The organism is Flavihumibacter stibioxidans, assembly GCF_014332695.1.
GTDB classification, from domain to species: domain Bacteria; phylum Bacteroidota; class Bacteroidia; order Chitinophagales; family Chitinophagaceae; genus Flavihumibacter; species Flavihumibacter stibioxidans.
The window spans coordinates 162,100-181,664 of record NZ_MBUA01000023.1 but is presented as its reverse complement, the minus strand read 5'-3'; the positions used below and the strand labels follow the sequence as shown (position 1 = coordinate 181,664).

The 19,565-nt window shown below is 42.3% G+C and carries 19 protein-coding genes; 12 read left to right on the top strand and 7 right to left on the bottom strand.

Annotated features, from left to right (window positions below):
* Positions 1–346 precede the first annotated feature (346 nt).
* Both BC349_RS20120 and BC349_RS20115 read left to right on the top strand, forming a co-directional pair.
* On the top strand, positions 347–1,246 hold the full coding sequence (locus BC349_RS20120; RefSeq protein ID WP_187257030.1) for a lantibiotic dehydratase: 900 nt from the start codon (positions 347–349) through the stop codon (positions 1,244–1,246).
* Complete coding sequence (locus BC349_RS20115; protein WP_187257029.1) at positions 1,180–3,444, top strand: lantibiotic dehydratase; 2,265 nt, start codon at positions 1,180–1,182, stop codon at positions 3,442–3,444. The genes BC349_RS20120 and BC349_RS20115 overlap by 67 nt, the downstream gene beginning before the upstream one ends.
* On the opposite strand, the gene BC349_RS12100 is transcribed toward BC349_RS20115, so the two are convergent.
* The gene (locus tag BC349_RS12100) at positions 3,427–4,152 is read right to left on the bottom strand and encodes a LytR/AlgR family response regulator transcription factor (RefSeq protein ID WP_187257028.1); all 726 of its coding nucleotides are present in this window, start codon (positions 4,150–4,152) and stop codon (positions 3,427–3,429) included. The genes BC349_RS20115 and BC349_RS12100 overlap by 18 nt on opposite strands.
* 3 nt (positions 4,153–4,155) lie before the next feature.
* Positions 4,156–5,181: a sensor histidine kinase gene (locus BC349_RS12095; RefSeq protein WP_187257027.1), complete on the bottom strand. Its 1,026-nt coding sequence runs from the start codon at positions 5,179–5,181 to the stop codon at positions 4,156–4,158.
* Positions 5,182–5,349: 168 nt separating this feature from the next.
* Between BC349_RS12095 and BC349_RS12090 the strand changes: the two genes are divergently transcribed.
* The 4 genes from BC349_RS12090 (at position 5,350) to BC349_RS12075 (ending at position 9,799) form a co-directional block, all read left to right on the top strand.
* Positions 5,350–5,520 carry a hypothetical protein gene (locus BC349_RS12090; RefSeq protein ID WP_187257026.1) on the top strand — a complete coding sequence of 57 codons (171 nt, stop codon included), beginning with the start codon at positions 5,350–5,352 and terminating at the stop codon, positions 5,518–5,520.
* A 434-nt stretch (positions 5,521–5,954) separates the two neighbouring features.
* Complete coding sequence (locus BC349_RS12085) at positions 5,955–6,974, top strand: hypothetical protein (RefSeq protein ID WP_187257025.1); 1,020 nt, start codon at positions 5,955–5,957, stop codon at positions 6,972–6,974.
* A gap of 12 nt (positions 6,975–6,986) precedes the next feature.
* Positions 6,987–7,409 (top strand): MauE/DoxX family redox-associated membrane protein, encoded by a 423-nt coding sequence (locus BC349_RS12080; RefSeq protein ID WP_187257024.1) that lies wholly within the window; start codon positions 6,987–6,989, stop codon positions 7,407–7,409.
* 8 nt (positions 7,410–7,417) lie between these two features.
* A complete protein-coding gene (locus BC349_RS12075) occupies positions 7,418–9,799 on the top strand; it encodes a TonB-dependent receptor (RefSeq protein ID WP_187257023.1) in 2,382 nt (793 codons plus the stop codon).
* Positions 9,800–9,916: 117 nt separating this feature from the next.
* On the opposite strand, the gene BC349_RS12070 is transcribed toward BC349_RS12075, so the two are convergent.
* Positions 9,917–10,225 carry a hypothetical protein gene (locus BC349_RS12070; protein ID WP_187257022.1) on the bottom strand — a complete coding sequence of 103 codons (309 nt, stop codon included), beginning with the start codon at positions 10,223–10,225 and terminating at the stop codon, positions 9,917–9,919.
* 118 nt (positions 10,226–10,343) lie between these two features.
* Positions 10,344–10,946, bottom strand: a complete 603-nt coding sequence (locus BC349_RS12065) for a TetR/AcrR family transcriptional regulator (RefSeq protein WP_187257021.1) — start codon at positions 10,944–10,946, stop codon at positions 10,344–10,346.
* 485 nt (positions 10,947–11,431) lie between these two features.
* On the opposite strand from BC349_RS12065, the gene BC349_RS12060 reads away from it, so the two are divergent.
* From BC349_RS12060 to BC349_RS12050, 3 genes are all read left to right on the top strand, one after another.
* Entirely contained in the window at positions 11,432–11,761 is a 330-nt protein-coding gene (locus BC349_RS12060) for a hypothetical protein (protein WP_187257020.1), read from the top strand.
* 29 nt (positions 11,762–11,790) lie between these two features.
* Positions 11,791–12,396, top strand: a complete 606-nt coding sequence (locus BC349_RS12055; RefSeq protein WP_187257019.1) for a Crp/Fnr family transcriptional regulator — start codon at positions 11,791–11,793, stop codon at positions 12,394–12,396.
* 158 nt (positions 12,397–12,554) lie between these two features.
* Positions 12,555–13,346 (top strand): glucose 1-dehydrogenase, encoded by a 792-nt coding sequence (locus BC349_RS12050; protein WP_187257018.1) that lies wholly within the window; start codon positions 12,555–12,557, stop codon positions 13,344–13,346.
* Between the two features lie 63 nt (positions 13,347–13,409).
* Here BC349_RS12050 and BC349_RS12045 read toward each other — a convergent pair whose 3' ends face one another.
* Together BC349_RS12045 and BC349_RS12040 are read right to left on the bottom strand one after the other, a co-directional pair.
* On the bottom strand, positions 13,410–14,105 hold the full coding sequence (locus BC349_RS12045) for a RibD family protein (RefSeq protein WP_187257017.1): 696 nt from the start codon (positions 14,103–14,105) through the stop codon (positions 13,410–13,412).
* A 51-nt stretch (positions 14,106–14,156) separates the two neighbouring features.
* Entirely contained in the window at positions 14,157–14,900 is a 744-nt protein-coding gene (locus BC349_RS12040; RefSeq protein WP_187257016.1) for a hypothetical protein, read from the bottom strand.
* A 143-nt stretch (positions 14,901–15,043) separates the two neighbouring features.
* On the opposite strand from BC349_RS12040, the gene BC349_RS12035 reads away from it, so the two are divergent.
* Both BC349_RS12035 and BC349_RS12030 read left to right on the top strand, forming a co-directional pair.
* Positions 15,044–15,850, top strand: a complete 807-nt coding sequence (locus BC349_RS12035; protein ID WP_187257015.1) for a carbohydrate-binding family 9-like protein — start codon at positions 15,044–15,046, stop codon at positions 15,848–15,850.
* Between the two features lie 9 nt (positions 15,851–15,859).
* Entirely contained in the window at positions 15,860–16,942 is a 1,083-nt protein-coding gene (locus BC349_RS12030) for a glycoside hydrolase family protein (RefSeq protein ID WP_187257014.1), read from the top strand.
* A 3-nt stretch (positions 16,943–16,945) separates the two neighbouring features.
* On the opposite strand, the gene BC349_RS12025 is transcribed toward BC349_RS12030, so the two are convergent.
* A complete protein-coding gene (locus BC349_RS12025) occupies positions 16,946–18,385 on the bottom strand; it encodes a pyruvate kinase (protein WP_187257013.1) in 1,440 nt (479 codons plus the stop codon).
* A gap of 113 nt (positions 18,386–18,498) precedes the next feature.
* On the opposite strand from BC349_RS12025, the gene namA reads away from it, so the two are divergent.
* Positions 18,499–19,563: an NADPH dehydrogenase NamA gene (gene namA, locus BC349_RS12020; protein WP_187257012.1), complete on the top strand. Its 1,065-nt coding sequence runs from the start codon at positions 18,499–18,501 to the stop codon at positions 19,561–19,563.
* The last annotated feature ends 2 nt before the right edge of the window (positions 19,564–19,565 follow it).

The following is a 19,565-nucleotide window of genomic DNA, read 5'->3' as shown; positions in this document are numbered from 1 at the left end:
TGACAAATCAGATCATGCATCGTTATTTTCCGAAACGTGGTACTCTTATTTACCGAAACGATGTATTCTTAATTGCCGAAATCACTGCACTGTAAGTTGCCGACTACGATTATTTTCTATTGGATAGTGAATCTCCAAGAATAGTCTCATAAAATCTTCTGAATGCTTCTATGAGTTTTTCAACCTTTACCCATTTATTCCCACTTTCGGGTATTGTTAGAAACCTCATTTCCCATTAGTTTGTGACGAGAATTTGAGTCATTGCAGATCGATACTAGTTAAAACATTTTCGACCCCTGCTGATAACCAACTTTTTACAAAGCGCAATTCGACAAATCATAAATGTATGATAGAAAAATATAAATTCTTTTCTTCGCTGATTCTTAGGACGCCCGCATATAGCCTGGAGGAATACAAGTCAAAAACCTGTAAAGAGCTGTTAAAAAAGGATGATTTTCTAACTGCTCTCTTTCTTTCCAGTAATGTGTTTCATGCTGAATTGCAGAAAAAAATAAATAATCCGGACCGGCTTTCGGAAGACGAATGGAGAACGCTGAAAAAATACTGGAATCGAGGAGCGCACAGATCCACCCCATTTGGTTTATTCTCAGCATTCTCTTCTGTCAAGTGGACTTCAGGGATTCTTCAATGCCCGGTAGTCAGTGAAAAGATAGATTCCTCGATACAACTGAGCTACTGGTTGCAAATGGCAATTGGCAAATCGCTCACGCAAACGAGCAAACCAGCCCACCTAACCTATTACCCAAATTGTACGTTATTAAAATCTGGTAACGAGATACGATACATACGGCCGCTGGCAGACTTTGCAGAAGGATCCTGCATCTATTCACTTGTAAACAATCCTGCACATCCCCACTTGCTCAGCATAATTGAATATTGCAAAACTGGACGGACTTTAATAGAAATCTCAAATTGGATACTAAACAACTTTCCCGTTCAGAATAAAGATGCCGCTGATGCTATTGTAGAAAAGCTTATAAATCAACAGTTGTTGAATTCCGGTATCGAACCAAATATTACTGGCATGAACTTCCTAGAACGGGTCATCGACGAATTGTCGACCCATGAGATAAGTGCAAACCAAGCAATAGGATGCATCAGTCAATTACTCAAGGAAGTAAAGACAATGCCTGTTGACAACTCTGATCTTTTGCAAAAATGGTTTCCCAGATCAAACAGGTTTTCCCGGATGCTTCAAAGGGTAAAGATCTGTTTTACGCTATAGCAGAACGACATATTCATATAGGGGGGCTATGCCTTTCTTATCAGGACGCCATCCAAAAGGGCTTGCGAAGTTTAAGCAGTCTCTTACCAGAAGTCAGGAATACTGCCCTCGAAATGTTTAAATCCTCCTTTAAGCAACGTTTTGGTGACAATGAAATTCCTCTGCTGGAAGCCTTGGATCCGGAGAAAGGCATTGACTATTGTGGCTTGGCAGAAACCAATTCTTCACTTCGGCTCAATCATTATGAGAAGAAGTTGAGGGTAAACAAAGACCCTTCAAGGAACGCTCATTGGCATAAGGTACAGCAATTGTTAGTTAAAAAGCTTCTACAAATGGAAGCTAATAACAAGAAACAAATCATAATCACTGATAACGATCTTAATCAGTTGGAATCAGTGAAAGGGGATTCCATTAATGCGCCATCCATTGCGGTTATGTTCAGAACTTTAAAAGACCGTGTCGTTATCGAAAACATTGGTGGTGCGTCGGCACTTTCCTTGTTGGGAAGATTCACAGGAGTCAATTCCTCCTTTGATGAGCAGGTCCGGAGCATGGCAGCCAAAGAGCAGGCTCTCAATCCGGATATATTGTTTGCCGAAATTGCTCACCTTGGTGAGAGTAAATTTGCTAACATCAATCGCAGGGAGCAAGTAAGGGATTTTGAAATCCCAGTTTTGACCTCCTCTATTGCACAAAGTCATTACCAAGTCCAGCTAAATGATTTGATGATTTCTGTAGTGAATGAGCGAATAGTATTGCGCTCAAAACGCCTGAACAAAGAGATTGTCCCGCGACTTAGCTCAGCGTTCAATTATACAAAAAGTAGCCTTCCCATATATAGATTTCTTTGTGATGCCCAAGGACAGGGTCTTCGTATGGGCGGGGCATTTAACTTGTCACATTATTTAGCGGGTCTATCTTTTTACCCCCGGGTAGTGTATAAGACAGCCATTCTGCAATTGGCAGAATGGCATCTAATGGACAGTGATCTTGAAGTTTTTAAGGATAAGTCAGATAATCATCTATTTGCCTCCTTTAGTCAGTTTGCAAAATCCGAGGGCATGCCAAGGTACATTGCCTTGATTCGCGGAGATAATTACTTGGTTTTTGATCGCTTTAAACGTGATGATGTTTTGTTATTGCTATCAGAGTTGCGAACGGAAGAGAAATGTATTTTACAGGAATTTCCATATTTAAATGACGGTATGAATGTAAGGGACAACTATGGCAAAACATACCTTCCACAATGGATTGCCGCTCTCTATAATACTGAAAGTGTTTATAAAGGTCTCTCGCATACGCCTTCTTTTTTCTCTCAGCCAGCAAACCCCATTGGCTATGATTGGATTTATTTCAAAGTATACGTTCATCCCTTAAATGCTAACCAGATTCTGGTAAACCATATCTTCCCTGCAATGGACAAATTGAAAACAATAAGGGCGATCCGAAAATGGCATTTCTTACGTTACAAAGACCCAGGGGATCATTTGCGTATTAGGGTATTATACTGTAACAGAATGGAGGCAAAGGTATATGAAATGTTCCATACCATCTTTCTCGACTTACTTAAGCAGAATCAAATCTACTCCTTTCAATCAGACATTTATCACAGGGAAACTCTTCGCTACGGAACTGGCAACATAGTACGCGTAGAGGATATCTTCCACGGGAGCAGTCTCATCGTAAAAGATTTTCTCAAGCAATGGATCCGGCAGGGACAACATCCTGGGTATATTTACGGGTTTGCCGTAAGAACAGCTGAAATATGTTTGAGTAATGCAGGTTGGAACGACGGGAAAAAAGTGCAATTCTGCAATGACATGTTCAACGTATTTTTTAAGGAATTTGGTTCATCCAGAGATCTTAAGACTCTTCTAGCAAAAGAATACAAGTTGTATAAAAATTATTTCCACGAGGTAGTCGATGGAGAATGTTCCAGAACTACACTTTTTCAACCAGACATTGACGCATTTATCCGACCAGTCAGAGATCTCGTAACACGAATGATCATGAAAGATATTGCCATCGAAAAAATAATTGCTGACCTTCTGCACATGCACTTCAACCGGATATTCAATGAAGACCAAAGGAAGTACGAGATGATCTGTTATTATTTCCTGTACAGAACATTGTCAATGCGCCAACATATAAATCAAGTAGATAATACTACAATCGAAGCATTATCCAGTATCACCTGATTTAATAGTCTTGTATTGAATCATGTTGAAGAAAGTCTTTTTATAAGTTGCCCCCATCACAATTCTGAATTTTCCATCGGCGAGGCGTATTTCGTTTCCTTCTACTGATTTAACTTTGTTAATGTTGACGATATAGGACTTGTGAATTCTTAGAAAATTGGAGGGTAGCTGATCCTCCATTTTTTTTAATGTAACGTAAGTAATATGGTTACCTTGGTTTGTGAAAACAGTAACATAATTTTTGAGACCAGCTATGTAATAAATATCATCAAACTTCACTTTAATGAGTTTTCCTTTAGAATCGGTTTGAATGAAAAAAAAATCCTGATCACCTTCTGAGGGTTGTTTAGTTTTTATGTGACTAAAAATCCGCTGAACGCTCAAAAGAAATCGTTCATAAGAGATTGGCTTTAACAAATAGTCCCGTGCATTTTTGTCAAAAGCGTTCATGGCGTAATGGTCAAATGCCGTAGTAAATATGATTAAACTGTTGTTTCCTATAAGACCTGCTAGGTCCAGACCGGAGAGCTGGGGCATATCTATATCCAAAAAAACAACATCGGGGAAGCCGTTCTCCTGGAATTCTTGGAATGCTTCCAACGGGTTTTCTCGGTAGGAGGCCAGTTTCAAGCCTGGAGTTTTTTGAATATATTCAACCAGTACTGTGATGGCGTGATACTCGTCGTCAACAATATAACAGGTAATCATATCCTACCGAAATTTGATCATTAAAGTTACCAAATAATTATCCCCCGTTTCCTTCAAATCCAGTTGGAATCGGCCAACATAGTAGGTTTCTAATCGTTTCCGGACGTTTGCCAGTCCAATTCCATGGCTTGGAAAAGAACTCTTTCGGACTTTGTTAAAAGTTTCAAACAATAGTTGATTAGCAGTAACGGAAACGGTAATCCTAGCAGGACACTCTAGATCCAGCAAATCCCCGTATTTAAAAATATTCTCTACAAAAGGCAGCAGAAGTAGCGGAATAATTCTCACCTGTTGATGGTCTCCAGCAACTTCAACGGTTACATGTAGCTTATGATTAAACCTATACTGATTTAACTTGACGATATTCCTAATTTGGTCCACCTCTTCCTGCAACGGAATCTTTTTGTCCTGTTCCTGTTTTCTTAGTGAAAATCGCATAATGTCTGACAGTACCAGCACAGCATCTGAGTTATCAGGAGATTTACTCCTCATGGTGCTGTACAAAAAGTTCAGAGTGTTGAATAGCAGGTGTGGATTAATCTGCGTTTGTAAGTATGCATTCTCCAATTCCGCCATGTTCCGCTCTAGCTTAGTTTTCTCCGCTTCATTAGCTAATGTAAGATTTTCTAATTGAAGAATTTTCTTTTCCGTAATATAAGCCTTTCTGGCAAACCAAAAAGCAGTGCTAAAGCTAATAAAATAGATGCCTCGCCACAATTGTTTAAAAAATTTCATCCGATCAACATCTAATGTTCCGTTCGCTATTCGAATAAATCCAGTGTCCGCTAGAGATCCAATTAAACTCATAATCAAGCAGTAGACCATGAGTTCAAGAACAATTAGGATCGAAGCCAAAGCCAGGCGTTTGACAGTTATGTTGGAAAGCGGCTTTAGACTAATATCGGCGTGGCAATAGAACAGACCAATATTAATCAAATAAGGAAGTATATAGCCGAGAAGAATTGAACTGTCACTTTTACTGCCAAGAATAACAGTGACGAATGTGACTTCATATAGAATGAAAGCCATCCAGCCTAGGATATGGTACGATAATGTCCTCAGCCACAACATAGATACATAATATAAATTTATAATGTATATAGAAATATCAGCCTTGGTAACGAGAATGACGCGGTTGGTGTAACTGATTTGACCAACCTATTTCAGCCCTCTATTTTCAATGAAATTACATTAAGTATGAAAGCTGAAGAAGTAAATTTATTATCCCTGGAGCCTAAGGTGCTTTTTAATTTCACTAATGTCGAAAATCACCCAACCGATAGGCTGGCTAATAATGATACTACAACATCGACCATTACACTGACCGGTATAATGGGTGATTTATTTAATTTTTTTGGAAACGACTAATCAGCTAATGAAATTCAAATCCCCTTGATGAGTTCTACCGAAAATAATATTTAAGTAAAGTTATTCTATTGCGCAATGGAAAGGGAAATTGCTGTATGCCCTGCCTGGAGGCAAAAAGAGGAGCTCCATTATAATTATAATAATAATTTTTATGAAAGCGAAATTGTTCACAGCTTTTGCAGCCATCGCTATCAGCCTGTCTGCTTTTGCAACCGTACCCCAAGATTGCAACCTCGACACCTGTGGTGGTGGCGGAGCCAAATGTTGCACTGATACAGCCGGGAACACTTGGTACATGACGGTCATAATTGAGAACTAAGTAACACTAAAGCAAGCTGTTGGTTATCACCCAATAGCTTGCATTTTATTTCACTAGGATGGCAGGCAATATGCCTTATATCCAAAAGTTTCATAATGAATAACCTAGCTATTCCATGCTCTTAAAAAAGAAAATATTACCGTTGCTTTTCCTTAGTATCGTCGCTATCAGCATGATCATGGCCTTTTACTCTTATAACAAAAGAAGTGAGGCAATCATTTTTAAGTTCAAAAGAAATACAATGATAATTGGAAACAAAATTGCTGAAATTGAACTTACGGGAGGAGCGCCTTCCAGGATATATTTTGCGGATTCATTGCTTTTTGTTTATGATGGTAATAAGGGTGTCGTATCTGCACGGCCGGTCCAGTTTAGTGTGGGTTCTATAATGACGGCACCTAATCAGCAATATGGATCGATTCAAATGATTGATGATTTGACCGCTGAATCAAATCAGGTTAACATTACAGATATAAAACAAAAACAAATAGCCACCTATCAAAAAGGAAAATATTATCCGATAGAAAAGTATTCAGTCAAGGGCGTGGACAGAATTGTGAAAGCAGGAAAAAAGGATTATTTTATTCAAAAGCTCGACGACAAAACATTAGACAACAGTTTTGCCTTGCTAAATTTGGCATCTGGTCAACAAGTGCCCCTCCAAAGTCCATATCACCAATACAACGATGGAGGGTTCGCTACAGATGGTTTTATGAGAAGGGCTTTCAATGGAAATAAGATTTTCCACGTACTATATCATATGGGAAAGTTTGCGGCCTTTGACACCAGTGGGAAATTGTTGGTGGCGGGTAAGACAATAGATGGCTACGACAGACCTCCCCATGTTATTAAAAGTGGTGGAAAGTTCACGATCAACCGAAAATCAAAAGCCTTTAACAGGGCCGGTTCAGCAAATTCAGATCACCTTTTTGTAGTATCCAATGCTGTATCAGAGTCGGATAATTACAAACGCAGCGAAGGTGATTTTATTGACCTATATTCTACGCATAATGGAAATTATATCCGCACAATCTTTGCACCAAAAGAGGATGGGAAATATATTACCGATGTATTTGTAACAGATAACCACCTTTTCTTATTGCAGGGCAAAAAAATCTCAATTTATCACTTATAATATCTACTTTAAATGAAACAAAAACTATCGCAGGTAGGTGTTATCCTGATCATTTTGATGTTCGCCTATGCTTCAATAGCTAAACTTTCCAATTTGGAGCTTTTTCGTGCTCAAATGGGCCAATCGCCCTTATTGCCCTTATCCTTAATTCCTTTTTTCTCATACTTCATTCCGGCAATTGAATTAGTTGCCGTCGCATTATTAATCATTGACGCCACAAAAGTGGCAGGATTATACCTGACATTTTTTATCATGGCCATTTTCTCTGTCTACCTGGTTGCGCTGGTTAGTCTTTATGACAATGTTCCCTGCGCCTGTGGTGGCATACTTGGTAAAACAAATTACCCTGTACATATTGTTTTCAACATTATTTTTACAATCATTCCACTCGCATGCCTGAAAGGTGAACAAAATGATGCGAGGGCAAATCGGTAATCTGAATTATGAGCCTGATGTTAAGAGTCATACTGGTCGCAATTTTATTTGTATTTAGCATGTCTGTGAAGTCACAATCAGGCAAAAGACTAAGGCTTTCGGGTGTGGTTAAAGAAAAACAAAACCTGAAGGCCATTGCCAATGCATCTATAGTAGTATATGCCAAGAGTTCAGGTGAGATTATTGGTGGAAGCATGACCGACGAAAGAGGCGCTTTTAAGTTATCTGCGAAGCAAGATTCAGTTTACAAAGTGGTGGTATCTGCCGTTGGATTTAGTCAATATGTAGATACAGTATTCGGAGAGATCCGTGATATAGTAATATACCTTGATCAAGATATAAAAGCTTTACAGGGAGTAACAATATCTTCGAGTGCCAAAACAAGCTATTCCGTAGACAAGAATACATTCACTATAAATGAAAGAGACGCTAGATTAGCACCTAAAGCAATAGAGCTTCTAAGAATCGTTCCACAGCTTTTCGTCTCCAATGACAACACAATTTCCATCAACGGCAAGAAGAATATTATTGTTTTTCTGGACGGAAAGCCTATTACTTCCAACCATGTTTTATCCACCATTCCTTCTGAAATGATTAAAAAAGTGGAAGTCATTTCAAACCCATCGGCCAAGTACGAAGGTGAGGTAATTGAAGGGGTTGTCAATATTGTTACCAAAGAAAACTGGAAGGGCAGCTATGGCTCCTTCACAGGCTCCCTAGCCCTTCCGAATTACAAGAACTTATCCGGATCTTATAGTATGAAGCGGAAAAAACTTTCTTTAACAATTAATGGTGGTTACAATTACTACAAAAGAACTGGATACAAAAGTGAAATTTGGAACGACGCAACCATGAATGATGAACAATTCAATCAACAAAGGGAAGGAACGAATTCCGCTCACAACCCCTTTGCCAATCTTTCTTTCAAATATGACCTGGACAGCACAAGCCGGTTGACATATAGCTCAGGCGTGACTTTGCCGTCTTACTACAATGGGCTCTCCACCGAATACAGTAGAGTGAAAGCTGGGAACACGGTGCCGGGAAGTGAATATAAGCTTTACAGCGATAACGAATCGTCTTCCAGAATAATCATGAATTATATTGACTACTCCAGGAAAATGAAAAATAGAGGAGAGCTTTCCTTCGCCTTACAGACGAATAATAGAACAAATCGGGTAGACATTTATACCACTAAATTAAGTGGCGCTCCTCAAGTACAATACCTAAACAAAAACAAATCGCATTTTGATGAATATTCCTTTCAGGCTGGTATGGTACACCCTGCCGGACAAAAACTCAGACTAGAATATGGGATCAAATACCTTTTGCGGGACTACAATGCAATGAACGAATACTTTTCCTACGATAGCACTACAAACGGTTATGTCCCTTCAGGTAATCTTTCAACACAACCGAATCTAGATGGCAATACCAGACTTCTTTCCGGTTACTATCTGATGCACGTTCCACTAACGAAAATCTATATAATTCAGCCCGGAGTACGAGCTGAATACACTAGAGATAATATTTACTTTCAGAACATTGCATCCAAAACGGTTTATCGCAGCTATGCAAATCTATTACCTAGCATAACCCTGAGCCGGAGAATTAAATCAGGGATCATTCGTCTGGTCTATTCCAGAAGATTTAAGCGCCCTGGTATTTACTATTTAGATCCTTTTCGAGACAACAGGGATCCTTTGAATATTCGCATAGGCAACCCTAATTTGTTACCTGAAAAGTCTGATCACTTCTCGTTTAGTGTGAGCGGCCCCTTTAAAAAGGTTAACAACTGGGATCTCTCAATATTTTCGACAAAAAGAAGTGATCTAATTCAAGCAGTATTTGAAGGACTAGGCGGAGATACTACGATTACTACTTTTGTTAATTTAGGTAAAGGATTAGATTACGGACTTACATCCAGTCTGTCCATTGCCTCTGTCAAAAAAATAAGACTATCTTCAAATATCCAGGTAACGCATTCAGGCTTGAAAAACCAAGAATTAAGTAATAGCGGTTGGATAGTGAGCGGAGATTTTACAGTTTTCTGTAGTCTTCCCAAGAAAATCGTTGCCAGCGCTTCTTACTCTTTCCGTAGCGGAGGTGTTTTACTTCAGGGAATTACACCGGCAGAATCGTCAACTCAGTTTACACTCTCAAAACGGCTTTTCAATAATCGACTTCATTTTTCCCTTAATATGAACGATTTTCTATATGACAATTCTATCAGAAGGGCTGCCATAATGGTCAAAGGGTATCGACAAACATTTAAAAACTACCTGGACCTTCGGTCGTATGGCATTTCAATAACTTTCAACTTTGGGAAGGCTACTAATAGATACATAGGTCAAAAGAAGATTAATAATGACGACCTGTTAGACAATTAGGTAAAGTTCCTGAAGATTCAGTTTTGAATTAATCTTATTTCACAAAGTTCGGCTCTGGTCTGCATACGCTGACAAGGAGTTCGGCATTAACACAAGTTCTGCACACATGGCTATCATTTATTCCGCATCCTCCTTTCGCTGAATCATCCCATAGCCAGAGATGGCTCCATAATCATTCTTAAGCATTAAAAACATGACGTTGTATATATTCTGAATAATCATTGCTGTTCCTCCAGCACCACCGTTACAAATGACCGCAGCGTCGCAGATATTGATTTTGTTTTCAGAGATTCCGGGGATTTTTTGTTTATCTACACTCACATCAACATAGGCTTTGTTAATTTTATAACAATCGTATCGATAACAGACGGGCCTGCCTGATTCAATGATTTTGAAATTGCAGCTGGTGGCGAAGTCATAAACCATTCAGGAGATTGATAAGTATCAGCTTGTGGTTGACCATAGCCAATGGTTTATGATAATAACATCATTCATTGCATGCTGTCAAAATCTGCCAGAAGGTGCATTTGTGCTTAAGATAATATTACGCTTTTAGTCCTTGAATGAGTTTTTCCAAATAGTTCATGGCAATTTTTAATTCCGCTATTTTTCCTGTAACCTTCGCTTGCATGATTGCTCCTTCTATCAGCGACAGTAAAATGATTGCAAATTCTCTTGGGTCGGTGTCGGGCTTAATTTCGTTTCTTTGAATACCTCTTTTGACCTGGTTTTCAACGGATGCTTTCCACAATGCTAATGCGTTTGCTGCTCGTTCTTTCAATTTCGGATGAGTGTCGTCTGCTTCTGTGGAAGTATTTAAGATTGGACAACCTGCTTTTAAAAATGGAATTTTCATAAAGCCACGGTAAACAGTTGGATACACCAGTAAGCGTTCGATAGAATTATCAGTCGCTGAAACTCTTTCCCTAATATAACTCGTTATGCAACTAAAGTTGTAATCAAATGCGGCAAGGGCAACCTCGTCCTTATTTTCAAAATTTCCGTAAATGCTACCTTTAGTTAACCCCGTTGCATTTGTTAAGTCACTTAACGACGTTCCCGCATATCCCTTTTCATTGAATACGGGGGCCGTACGTTCCATAATGAACTGCTTTGTCCGTTCCGATTTTGAAGTTATTTTATCCATGCTCTGTACAAGGATACAAAAAATACCAAACGGTATATAAAAATTTTGTTTTCAAAAGCAGGCCTTTATGAACAGCAGCATTTTGGGTACTAAAATCCCTTTGAATTTTATAAGTCATATTGCTCCGGAATAAAGTTGTGAGTTTTGCTGAAATATCCACCGAACAAAGGCAACTGCTGCTGGCATCGCCTTAGGCCGTGTGGGGGATATCTTCCATGAACTACCGGAGGTGGGATATATTCACCGGAATAGATCCCGCAATTTTTGTTTCCGGCATTACAAAGTTTGAAGGTTTGCCTTTGTTTTTGCATCTGCCCTATTCTGTTCGGTACACTTCCGCCGGTATTGCTGTCTTACCGGTTCCGAAGAACTTGATTAATGTTAGACTATATAATAACCCCAAAAAACACCAGAAAAAAAGTAAAAAATACCCTATCTTGATAACCTGGTTTCCCTCCGAAAAGGGACAATTTAAAACGTTTGCCATGTCTTTCAGCCCTTCCGTTAATACGGCCACCATCCAGCAATGGATTGCTGACAAATTAAATATTGATACAATACAGGAACATCTGGTGGCGCTTGGCCATGACGAAGAATCCATTGCCATCCACTTAAAGGAATTTAAAAAAGTGAAATATGCCAAAAGGCAGTTTACTGGTTTCATCTTTATGGGCATTGGTTCAATGATCGGATTTATCAGTTGCATTTTGAGCATTTTAAACCCTGTGCCTGAACTGTATGGTGCTATTCTTTACGGGTTAACGTCTATCGCCATCACCATTGCATTCATCGGTTTGTATTACGTATTGGAGTAAATCCTGCGGGCAGCAATCTGCCGGTTTATATGGAAATAGGTAACAGTGAAAATATGCTGAAGCTGCTGAAACAGAATATCGGCACTACCATACATCAACAGGTTTCAGCCGGCGAGGTTCAGAAGTTTTTTGAACTCATGGATAGTTCCACTTTCCGAAAAGGGGAACTGCTTGTGGAAGAGCGCAAAAGAACCGGTCAGATCTATTTTGTGGTGCATGGTGCCTGTTATACTTATTTTACCGATAGGTATGGCGCCAGGCATGCTGTACAATTTTCAATAGAAGGTAACTGGACCGGCGACCTCTATGGGTTTTTATCCGGCGGCCCCACTCAATTTGGAGTAGCAGCCCTTGAACCGCTTACCTTGCTGAAACTGGACAAAGGCAATTATGAAAAAGCCTGTTCCATCGCGGTAATTGAAAAGTTTATCCGGATGCTTACCCAACAATCGTTTATTGAAGTACAGAACCGGCTGGCGAAAACAATCAGTACCGACTCCGAAACCTGTTACAAGGAATTTGCCCGCCAAAATCCCGGACTGGTAAACAGGATACCCCAATACCTGATAGCTTCCTACCTTGGCATCAAAGCTCCGTCACTCAGTCGCATCCGTAGACATCTTTCCGGAAACTGATGAAGATTTATAAACATGGGTTAAGCAGATGAATAGATAAATGTTGGAACTTTAACCAGTTGAAATAGCTCCGCTGGTTGACTGGAATACTGCCCCGATAATGGGCAATGTTATGGGCCTGGCGGGAAAATTTGTCTGATCATATAAAACATCAAATCATGAGCAACTTAAACGGAAAAGTAATACTGATTACAGGAGCCGCCATGGGACTTGGCCTGGCCGCTGCTGAGGAGTTTGCCCAGCAGGGTGCAAAACTGTCCCTCGTGGATTTTAACGCCGAAGCCCTGGAATCTGCCAGGCAACAATTGCTGAAAGCTCATCCCGAACTGGAGCTGATTACCACCCTTGCAGATGTGTCGCAGGAAACAGCTGTAAAAAAATTCGTGGATGCAACCGTTCAGCAATTCAGACGCATCGACGGGTTTTACAACAATGCCGGCATTGAAGGAAGACAGGCTTCCATCACAGAATATAATGTAGACATTTTTAAAAAAGTGATCGATATCAACCTGATGGGTGTTTACTATGGCATGCGTTATGTTATTCCCGTTATGCAAAAACAGAAATACGGAAAAATCGTAAACGTTGCCAGCGTTGGTGGTATCCGCGGCGTCCTTAACCAGACACCTTATGTTGCCAGCAAACACGCAGTTTCGGGAATGACCAAGAATGCCGCCCTGGAATATGGAAGGGATGGTATCAATACAAACGCCATTGCACCCGGTGCTATCCTTACACCAATGGTAGCTGAGGCTTTCCGCCAAATTGATCCGGTTGATCCTAAAAAGGCAGAAGCTGAATATGCAAAGGCTAATCCCACTAAAAGACTTGGATTGCCGGTGGAAGTGGCCAAAGTGGTGGCTTTTCTCCTGAGTGAAGATGCGTCTTACGTAAACGGACAAACGATCGCCATTGACGGCGGGCAGTCCAATGTGTATGGAAATGTGTAAGTATTGTACGAATCAGTCGTCTTGAATAAATAACCCCGGAAAATCCATCCGGGGTTATTATTGCTAAGACCTTTTATTTTTATCCACCATATACCTGATCCAGAGAAAATCGTCAAAGATCTTCTTAACCGATTTCAGCTTCAACCTGGTGGCTTTTCTTTTTCCGTAACCTTCCTCCACTTCAAATACGGTCAGTGAGCCAGTTGTTCCATCTGCAATTGGAGCGAGCACGAAACTGAATTCATCAATCAGCCCGGCTTTCAGGAAGGATCCGTTTACATGGCCACCTCCGTCTATGCGTACCCGTTTGATGCCAAAGAGTGTATTTAGCTTTTCCAGTACCAGCTCCAGGTCCAGCGATTCTTCCCCCCCAAAAATATAGGAGACATTCTTACTTCGCAGGTGATCCAGGTAGGCTGTGGAAACCTTTTTTGTCAGTACTTCTATAACATGCTCCGTGGAGACCATATTGGTATCCCATAAACATTTTCCCGAAGGATCAATGACTACCGCGAAGGTTTTGGTGGAATACTGTCCGACAAAATCTTCTTTTGGAATATTGACCCTTCCTTTTTTGAGGGTGTGTTTTTTCTTGCTGGAGAATTCCTGCATGGTCACCCTTCCTACCAGCCAGGCATCGGCTTTGATCTTTGCTGCAGGCTCTTCAAAATATTTGTGGTGGTCCTTATAACCCCAGATGTTCTGTTTGATCTTTCCGTCAACAGAACCCAGCGAATGGCATATGACGTATGGTTTCATGCCCGGAAAGTTACAAATCAATTCAATACGGGTAGTGTGGCCGGCATACCATCAGGGCTCAAACTCCAGGGTAAGCAGCCAGCCCATTCCGGTCGGATTTGTTTCATACAATACGATCAGGGAAATATGATTCCATGGGGCATTTTTCATGCGGTCCGGCATCATTTTAAAGTACTCATCATTTTCAACATTGCCCGAACTGTCGGTACAGGCATTCCTGCATTTCCAGATTCCTTGTCCTGCCAGCTGAACTCCTCCGGTTGTTTTCCAGTAACTCTTGTCAACTGTCAGGGACTTTACCTCCGGACCTACACCCACAATTTTAAAATAAGCATCATCCGGCCGCATTCCGAGGATTGCGCGATGCCCGATCGCATCAGTCAAATCAACACGCGGTTTCCAACTGGTATCGAAAAAGCTGGCTGGCCCCTCAAATCCCAGGTCCTTTTTCCTGTTAATTTGGGTGGTTGTCTGAAAGAGCCAGTGTGATTTATATTGATTGCCGAATTTTTTATTGGAAAAAACCTGAATGATTAGCGTTCCATTACCTTCCCGGAACTGTCCCAGTTCCGCAATCAACGAGTCATTTCTTACCAGCATACGGACCTGGTTTTTTTCCTCCCCAACTGTCCAGGTCGCAATGGCTGAATCCACCTGCGCTGCACCCAGGTACTGCTCAGCTAAATTTACTGATATAAGGCCCTTTTGGGGAGGTATAACCACCTCATGGTCCTTTCTGCATGAAACAAAACTTAGGAGCAGTATTAAAGCGAGCCAGGCACCGATAACTTTCATTTTTCTTTTTCCAGATTGAGTGGTATGCACCCCGGAATGTTGCAGGCTCTTATGCAGAATTATTTAAAATTTGATGAACGGTAGTTTTTATCGGGTAAATTTAAAGTACTGGCCATAGGGTTGTTGCGCTAAATTTATGTTTCATGACAGGATATATGAAACAACTGAAGATTCTATTTTTGATCCTGGGACTGTCGCCGGAACTTGCGGCGCAGGTGCATCCGGTTGCTTCACTGCCATTGCGGTATGATGTGAGAAAAGCGGCTTCACCGTTGAAGATTGACGGTAAAACAGATCCGGCCTGGGATCATGCAGCATGGTCCTCCTTCTTTGTAGATATTGAAGGCAGTAAAAGACCCCAGCCGCTGTATAAAACAAAGGTGAAAATGTTGTGGGATGAAAATCACCTCTACATACTGGCTGAGATGGAAGAACCACATCTCTGGGGAACACTCACCGCCAGGGATGCCATCATTTACCGGGACCATGATTTTGAAGTTTTCCTGGACCCCAATAACGATCAGCAACAATACTTTGAATACGAAATAAATGCCCTGGGTACCGTGATGGACCTGTTTATGAATAAGCCCTATAAAAAGGGTGGTCATGCGGAGCTGCAATGGAATTCAGTCCGCTTGCAAAGCGCCGTTGCACTGAAGGGAACCCTGAATGATAACCGCGACAGGGATACAGGCTGGATGGTGGAAATGGCCATCCCCTATAAAGATCTTGAAAGACCGGGACGCATCAGCCATCCGAAAACCGGTCTCCACTGGCGGATCAATTTTTCCCGCGTTCAATGGACGCTGGATATGGATGGAAAATCCTATCGCAAAAGAAAAACCAGGGATGGAAAATTCCTGAATGAAAACAATTGGGTTTGGTCACCCCAGGGTTTGATAGATATGCACCAGCCGCAATATTGGGGGATCATACATTTTATAGATTAATCATCGAACATGAATAACAGGAGAAAATTCATCCGGAACAGTGTTTTGACAGCAGCAGCACCTTTATTGCCATCTGTTTTAAAGGCATCCGGAACAGGACATTCCGTTTCAAAAAAGGAAGCAAAGCATTGGGTTTGGGTGAACCCGGATGCCAGGGATACTGTTGAAGAATTGAACAAACGTTATGCAGCCTACAAGGATGCAGGTATCCGCGGCGTTTTATTTGAAGCAGACAGTGAGAAACATTTCCGTGCAGCCAAAAAACAGCAACTGGAAGCCCATCGCTGGAACTGGACCATGAATAAGGGGGTGAAGGAGCTCATGGAAAAACACCCCGATTGGTACGCTGTTTCCAGGGAGGGTAAATCCTGCATTGATCAACCGCCTTATGTGGGATACTACCGGTGGCTTTGTCCCTCCAAACCGGAAGTGCTGGAATACCTGAAAAAGGAAGCTGAACAGATTCTCTCAAAAGATTATATCGATGGCCTTCACCTTGATTATATCAGGTTCTGCGATGTGATACTGCCGCTGAATCTATGGCAAAAGTATAACCTGGTGCAACAAAAGGAATTGCCTGCTTTTGATTTCTGTTATTGCCAGACCTGCCGTGATAAATACAAAAAAATCTCCGGCAAGGATCCGCTTGAGCTGCCCTATCCCGATGCAGTGTTGTCCTGGCGCCTGTTTCGATATAATGCCATCAACAATGTGGTGAACGAATTGGCGGAGACAACTAAAAAACAACGTAAATGGATAAGCGCTGCAGTTTTTCCAACCCCCGAAGTGGCGCGCAGGATTGTTCGCCAGGACTGGACCAACTGGAACCTCGACGCAGTCTTCCCGATGATCTACCATAAGTTCTACCAGGAAGACCTGAAATGGATAGGTGATGCTGTGCAGGAAGGGGTGCATTTCCTTTCAGGGAAATTCCCCTTGTACGCGGGGCTTTTCCTGCCTGATTTTGAGAACATGGATGAGCTGCACCAGGGCATCAGCAATGCGTTGAATAATGGTGCGGCAGGCATATCCCTATTCGGAAACATCACTCCGGAAGTCCTGTTGACACTCAAACAGGCAGGCGGCCGCTGATTGTCAGCGGGTCATAAACCTGGTGGCAATGGCGAGGGGCCTGAAAGTGTATCTTTTTTTGGCATGATGGCCACCGCTTCTCATCAGGATATCCTTCAGGGTTTCCATGGTCCTGATGATATGGGTGCCTTTATTGATCATTACGCAATCGGCCATGGCTGCATGGGCTGCATCGGTTATTTCAGACCGGGTGGCAACCCCTGATTTGTTCAGGTTCTCCAGTACCTGGGTGGCCCAGATCACCGGAACGTGCGCCGCTTCACAGATCCAGAGGATCTCTTCCTGGATCTCACTCATCCTTTCAAAACCGATTTCCACCGCCAGGTCCCCGCGCGCGATCATCACACCGATGTTCTCCTCACGCATACCGCAAAACAAAAGTGAGGGCAGGTTTTTAACGGCTTCCGGTGTTTCAATTTTGATGACAAGGGATAATTTTTTATTCCTGCCCAATGCCTCCTGCAATTGCAACAGGTCGGTGGTATGTCGGACAAAAGAATATCCTACAATGTCAGCGTGTTTGGATATGAATGGCAGGCATTTGATATCATATTCGGTAAGGGCCGGCATGGAAAGGGATGTCTCCGGAAAATTGATGCCCTTCTCATTTTTGATAAAGGGTTTTTTGGAAGATACCCTGAGTACCATAAGCCTTGCTCTTTCTGCTTCTATTTTCTCCACCCTTGCTTCAATCAGTCCATCATCAAACAATACCGTATCACCCACCGTCAACTGGTCAGTAATGCCCGGAACCGTGCAGCCAACGGTTTGTTTTCCGTCCTGCAAATGTTCCTCGTCCGTCAGGAATATCGCTTCCCCTTCTTTTACTTCCAGTTTGCCTTTGTCCCTGATGATGGTCCGGATTTTCGGTCCCGCGAGATCCATGTAAATTTTACAATCGAGTCCGGTTATTTTTGAAGCGCGCTTCACATGCTGGATCATCCTGAACCAGGCACTTTCATCATCATGGGCGCAATTAATCCGCGCCACATTCATTCCCGATTGCAGCAGGTTCTTCACTTTTTCATAATCATCTGCAAGGCTGCTTTCAAAGGTGACCATGATATAGGGAACGGCATCTGATTCTTTCTTTCCGAACAGCTCAGCCGATTTCCTCGCAAAGGATTGTTTGCTGGTTTCATAGCTGAAAACATTTTCCGGGATTTCTTTCTGCAACCCAAGGCGTTGAGCAATGGCCAGCAACTGCCCCCTGATATGGCTTTCAGAGCTGGCCATGGAGGAGAGCCCTGCCGCATGAAGCGCGTCCTGCAGTTCCCTGATATCCTGGCTTCTGAGAGCCAGGTAATGAAGCAGGTTGACGGCGTTTTTATACTGGGCAGGATGCACTTTTTCGAGCTGGTTATGGAAATCATGTTCTGCCCTGACCATAAATTCATCAATCCGGTTAAGTTCTGAGGCAAGTAATTCGAGATCGTTTGACATGGCTGTTCAATTAAACTTCAAATATGCTATTAAAGGCTGTTCCAGTCAATGACATCGGTCAACATTATTTCTGTCGGAAATCATATATACCTTTAATGTTCAAAAGGCAAAATATGTCAGTGCTATTTACGCCTCTCAGCATCAAATCCGTAACCCTGAAGAACAGGATCGTGGTATCGCCCATGTGCCAGTATTCAGCCGAGAATGGTTATGCCAATGACTGGCACCTGGTGCATCTTGGCAGCAGGGCTGTAGGCGGGGCGGGGTTGATCATTATGGAGGCCAATGCGGTTTCACCGGAAGGAAGGATTACTCCCGGTGACCTGGGTATCTGGAGTGATGACCATATCCCGGGTTTGAAGCGCATTGTTGATTTTGTCCATCAGCAGGGCTCCGTTTGTGGCATCCAGTTGGCCCATGCAGGAAGAAAGGCTTCTCATACGGTGCCCTGGCTGGGTGGTACGCAAATTCCTCCGGAAGCTGGTGGCTGGCTAACGGTGGCACCGAGCGCCATTGCATTCAAGGAAGATGAACTGGCTCCTGCAGCTATGGATGAACGTGATATCGCAAAAGTGGCCGCTGATTTTACTGCTGCTGCAAAACGCGCGCTGCTGGCTGGTTTCAGGGTGCTTGAAATTCATGCGGCGCATGGGTATCTGCTGAATGAATTCCTTTCCCCGCTCAGCAATCACCGGAAAGATAAATATGGCGGTTCTTTTGAAAATCGGACAAGACTGCTGATCGAAGTGATCGATGCCATAAAAACTGTCTGGCCGCCGGAATTGCCATTACTGGTGCGCATTTCAGCCACAGAATGGACAACGGATGGATGGTCTGTTGATGATTCGGTTAAACTCGCGGGCAAGTTAAAGGAAAGGGGAATTGACCTGGTTGATTGCTCTTCCGGGGGAAATGTTTTTCATGCGCAAATTCCATTGGCTCCGGGTTACCAGGTGCACCTTGCTTCCGCCGTACGTAAAACCGGTATCATGACTGGCGCTGTTGGTTTGATTACTGATGCGCAACAGGCTGTAGCTGTTTTGGAGGACGGGCATGCAGACCTGGTCTTCCTGGCCAGGGAAATATTACGAAACCCTTATTTCCCCCTGATGGCTGCGCATGAACTGGGCGTGGATGTCAAATGGCCCGATCAGTACCTGAGGGCTAAACCCCGGTAGAA

Excerpts from the sequence above, each read along its gene's own strand:
- BC349_RS20120 (WP_187257030.1), top strand. The coding sequence starts at position 347 with ATGATAGAAAAATATAAATTCTTTTCTTCGCTGATTCTTAGGACGCCC.
- BC349_RS20115 (WP_187257029.1), top strand. The coding sequence starts at position 1,180 with ATGGTTTCCCAGATCAAACAGGTTTTCCCGGATGCTTCAAAGGGTAAA.
- BC349_RS12100 (WP_187257028.1), bottom strand. The coding sequence starts at position 4,152 with ATGATTACCTGTTATATTGTTGACGACGAGTATCACGCCATCACAGTA.
- BC349_RS12095 (WP_187257027.1), bottom strand. The coding sequence starts at position 5,181 with ATGGCTTTCATTCTATATGAAGTCACATTCGTCACTGTTATTCTTGGC.
- BC349_RS12090 (WP_187257026.1), top strand. The coding sequence starts at position 5,350 with ATGAAAGCTGAAGAAGTAAATTTATTATCCCTGGAGCCTAAGGTGCTT.
- BC349_RS12085 (WP_187257025.1), top strand. The coding sequence starts at position 5,955 with ATGCTCTTAAAAAAGAAAATATTACCGTTGCTTTTCCTTAGTATCGTC.
- BC349_RS12080 (WP_187257024.1), top strand. The coding sequence starts at position 6,987 with ATGAAACAAAAACTATCGCAGGTAGGTGTTATCCTGATCATTTTGATG.
- BC349_RS12075 (WP_187257023.1), top strand. The coding sequence starts at position 7,418 with ATGAGCCTGATGTTAAGAGTCATACTGGTCGCAATTTTATTTGTATTT.
- BC349_RS12070 (WP_187257022.1), bottom strand. The coding sequence starts at position 10,225 with ATGGTTTATGACTTCGCCACCAGCTGCAATTTCAAAATCATTGAATCA.
- BC349_RS12065 (WP_187257021.1), bottom strand. The coding sequence starts at position 10,946 with ATGGATAAAATAACTTCAAAATCGGAACGGACAAAGCAGTTCATTATG.
- BC349_RS12060 (WP_187257020.1), top strand. The coding sequence starts at position 11,432 with ATGTCTTTCAGCCCTTCCGTTAATACGGCCACCATCCAGCAATGGATT.
- BC349_RS12055 (WP_187257019.1), top strand. The coding sequence starts at position 11,791 with ATGGAAATAGGTAACAGTGAAAATATGCTGAAGCTGCTGAAACAGAAT.
- BC349_RS12050 (WP_187257018.1), top strand. The coding sequence starts at position 12,555 with ATGAGCAACTTAAACGGAAAAGTAATACTGATTACAGGAGCCGCCATG.
- BC349_RS12045 (WP_187257017.1), bottom strand. The coding sequence starts at position 14,105 with ATGAAACCATACGTCATATGCCATTCGCTGGGTTCTGTTGACGGAAAG.
- BC349_RS12040 (WP_187257016.1), bottom strand. The coding sequence starts at position 14,900 with ATGAAAGTTATCGGTGCCTGGCTCGCTTTAATACTGCTCCTAAGTTTT.
- BC349_RS12035 (WP_187257015.1), top strand. The coding sequence starts at position 15,044 with ATGACAGGATATATGAAACAACTGAAGATTCTATTTTTGATCCTGGGA.
- BC349_RS12030 (WP_187257014.1), top strand. The coding sequence starts at position 15,860 with ATGAATAACAGGAGAAAATTCATCCGGAACAGTGTTTTGACAGCAGCA.
- BC349_RS12025 (WP_187257013.1), bottom strand. The coding sequence starts at position 18,385 with ATGTCAAACGATCTCGAATTACTTGCCTCAGAACTTAACCGGATTGAT.
- namA (WP_187257012.1), top strand. The coding sequence starts at position 18,499 with ATGTCAGTGCTATTTACGCCTCTCAGCATCAAATCCGTAACCCTGAAG.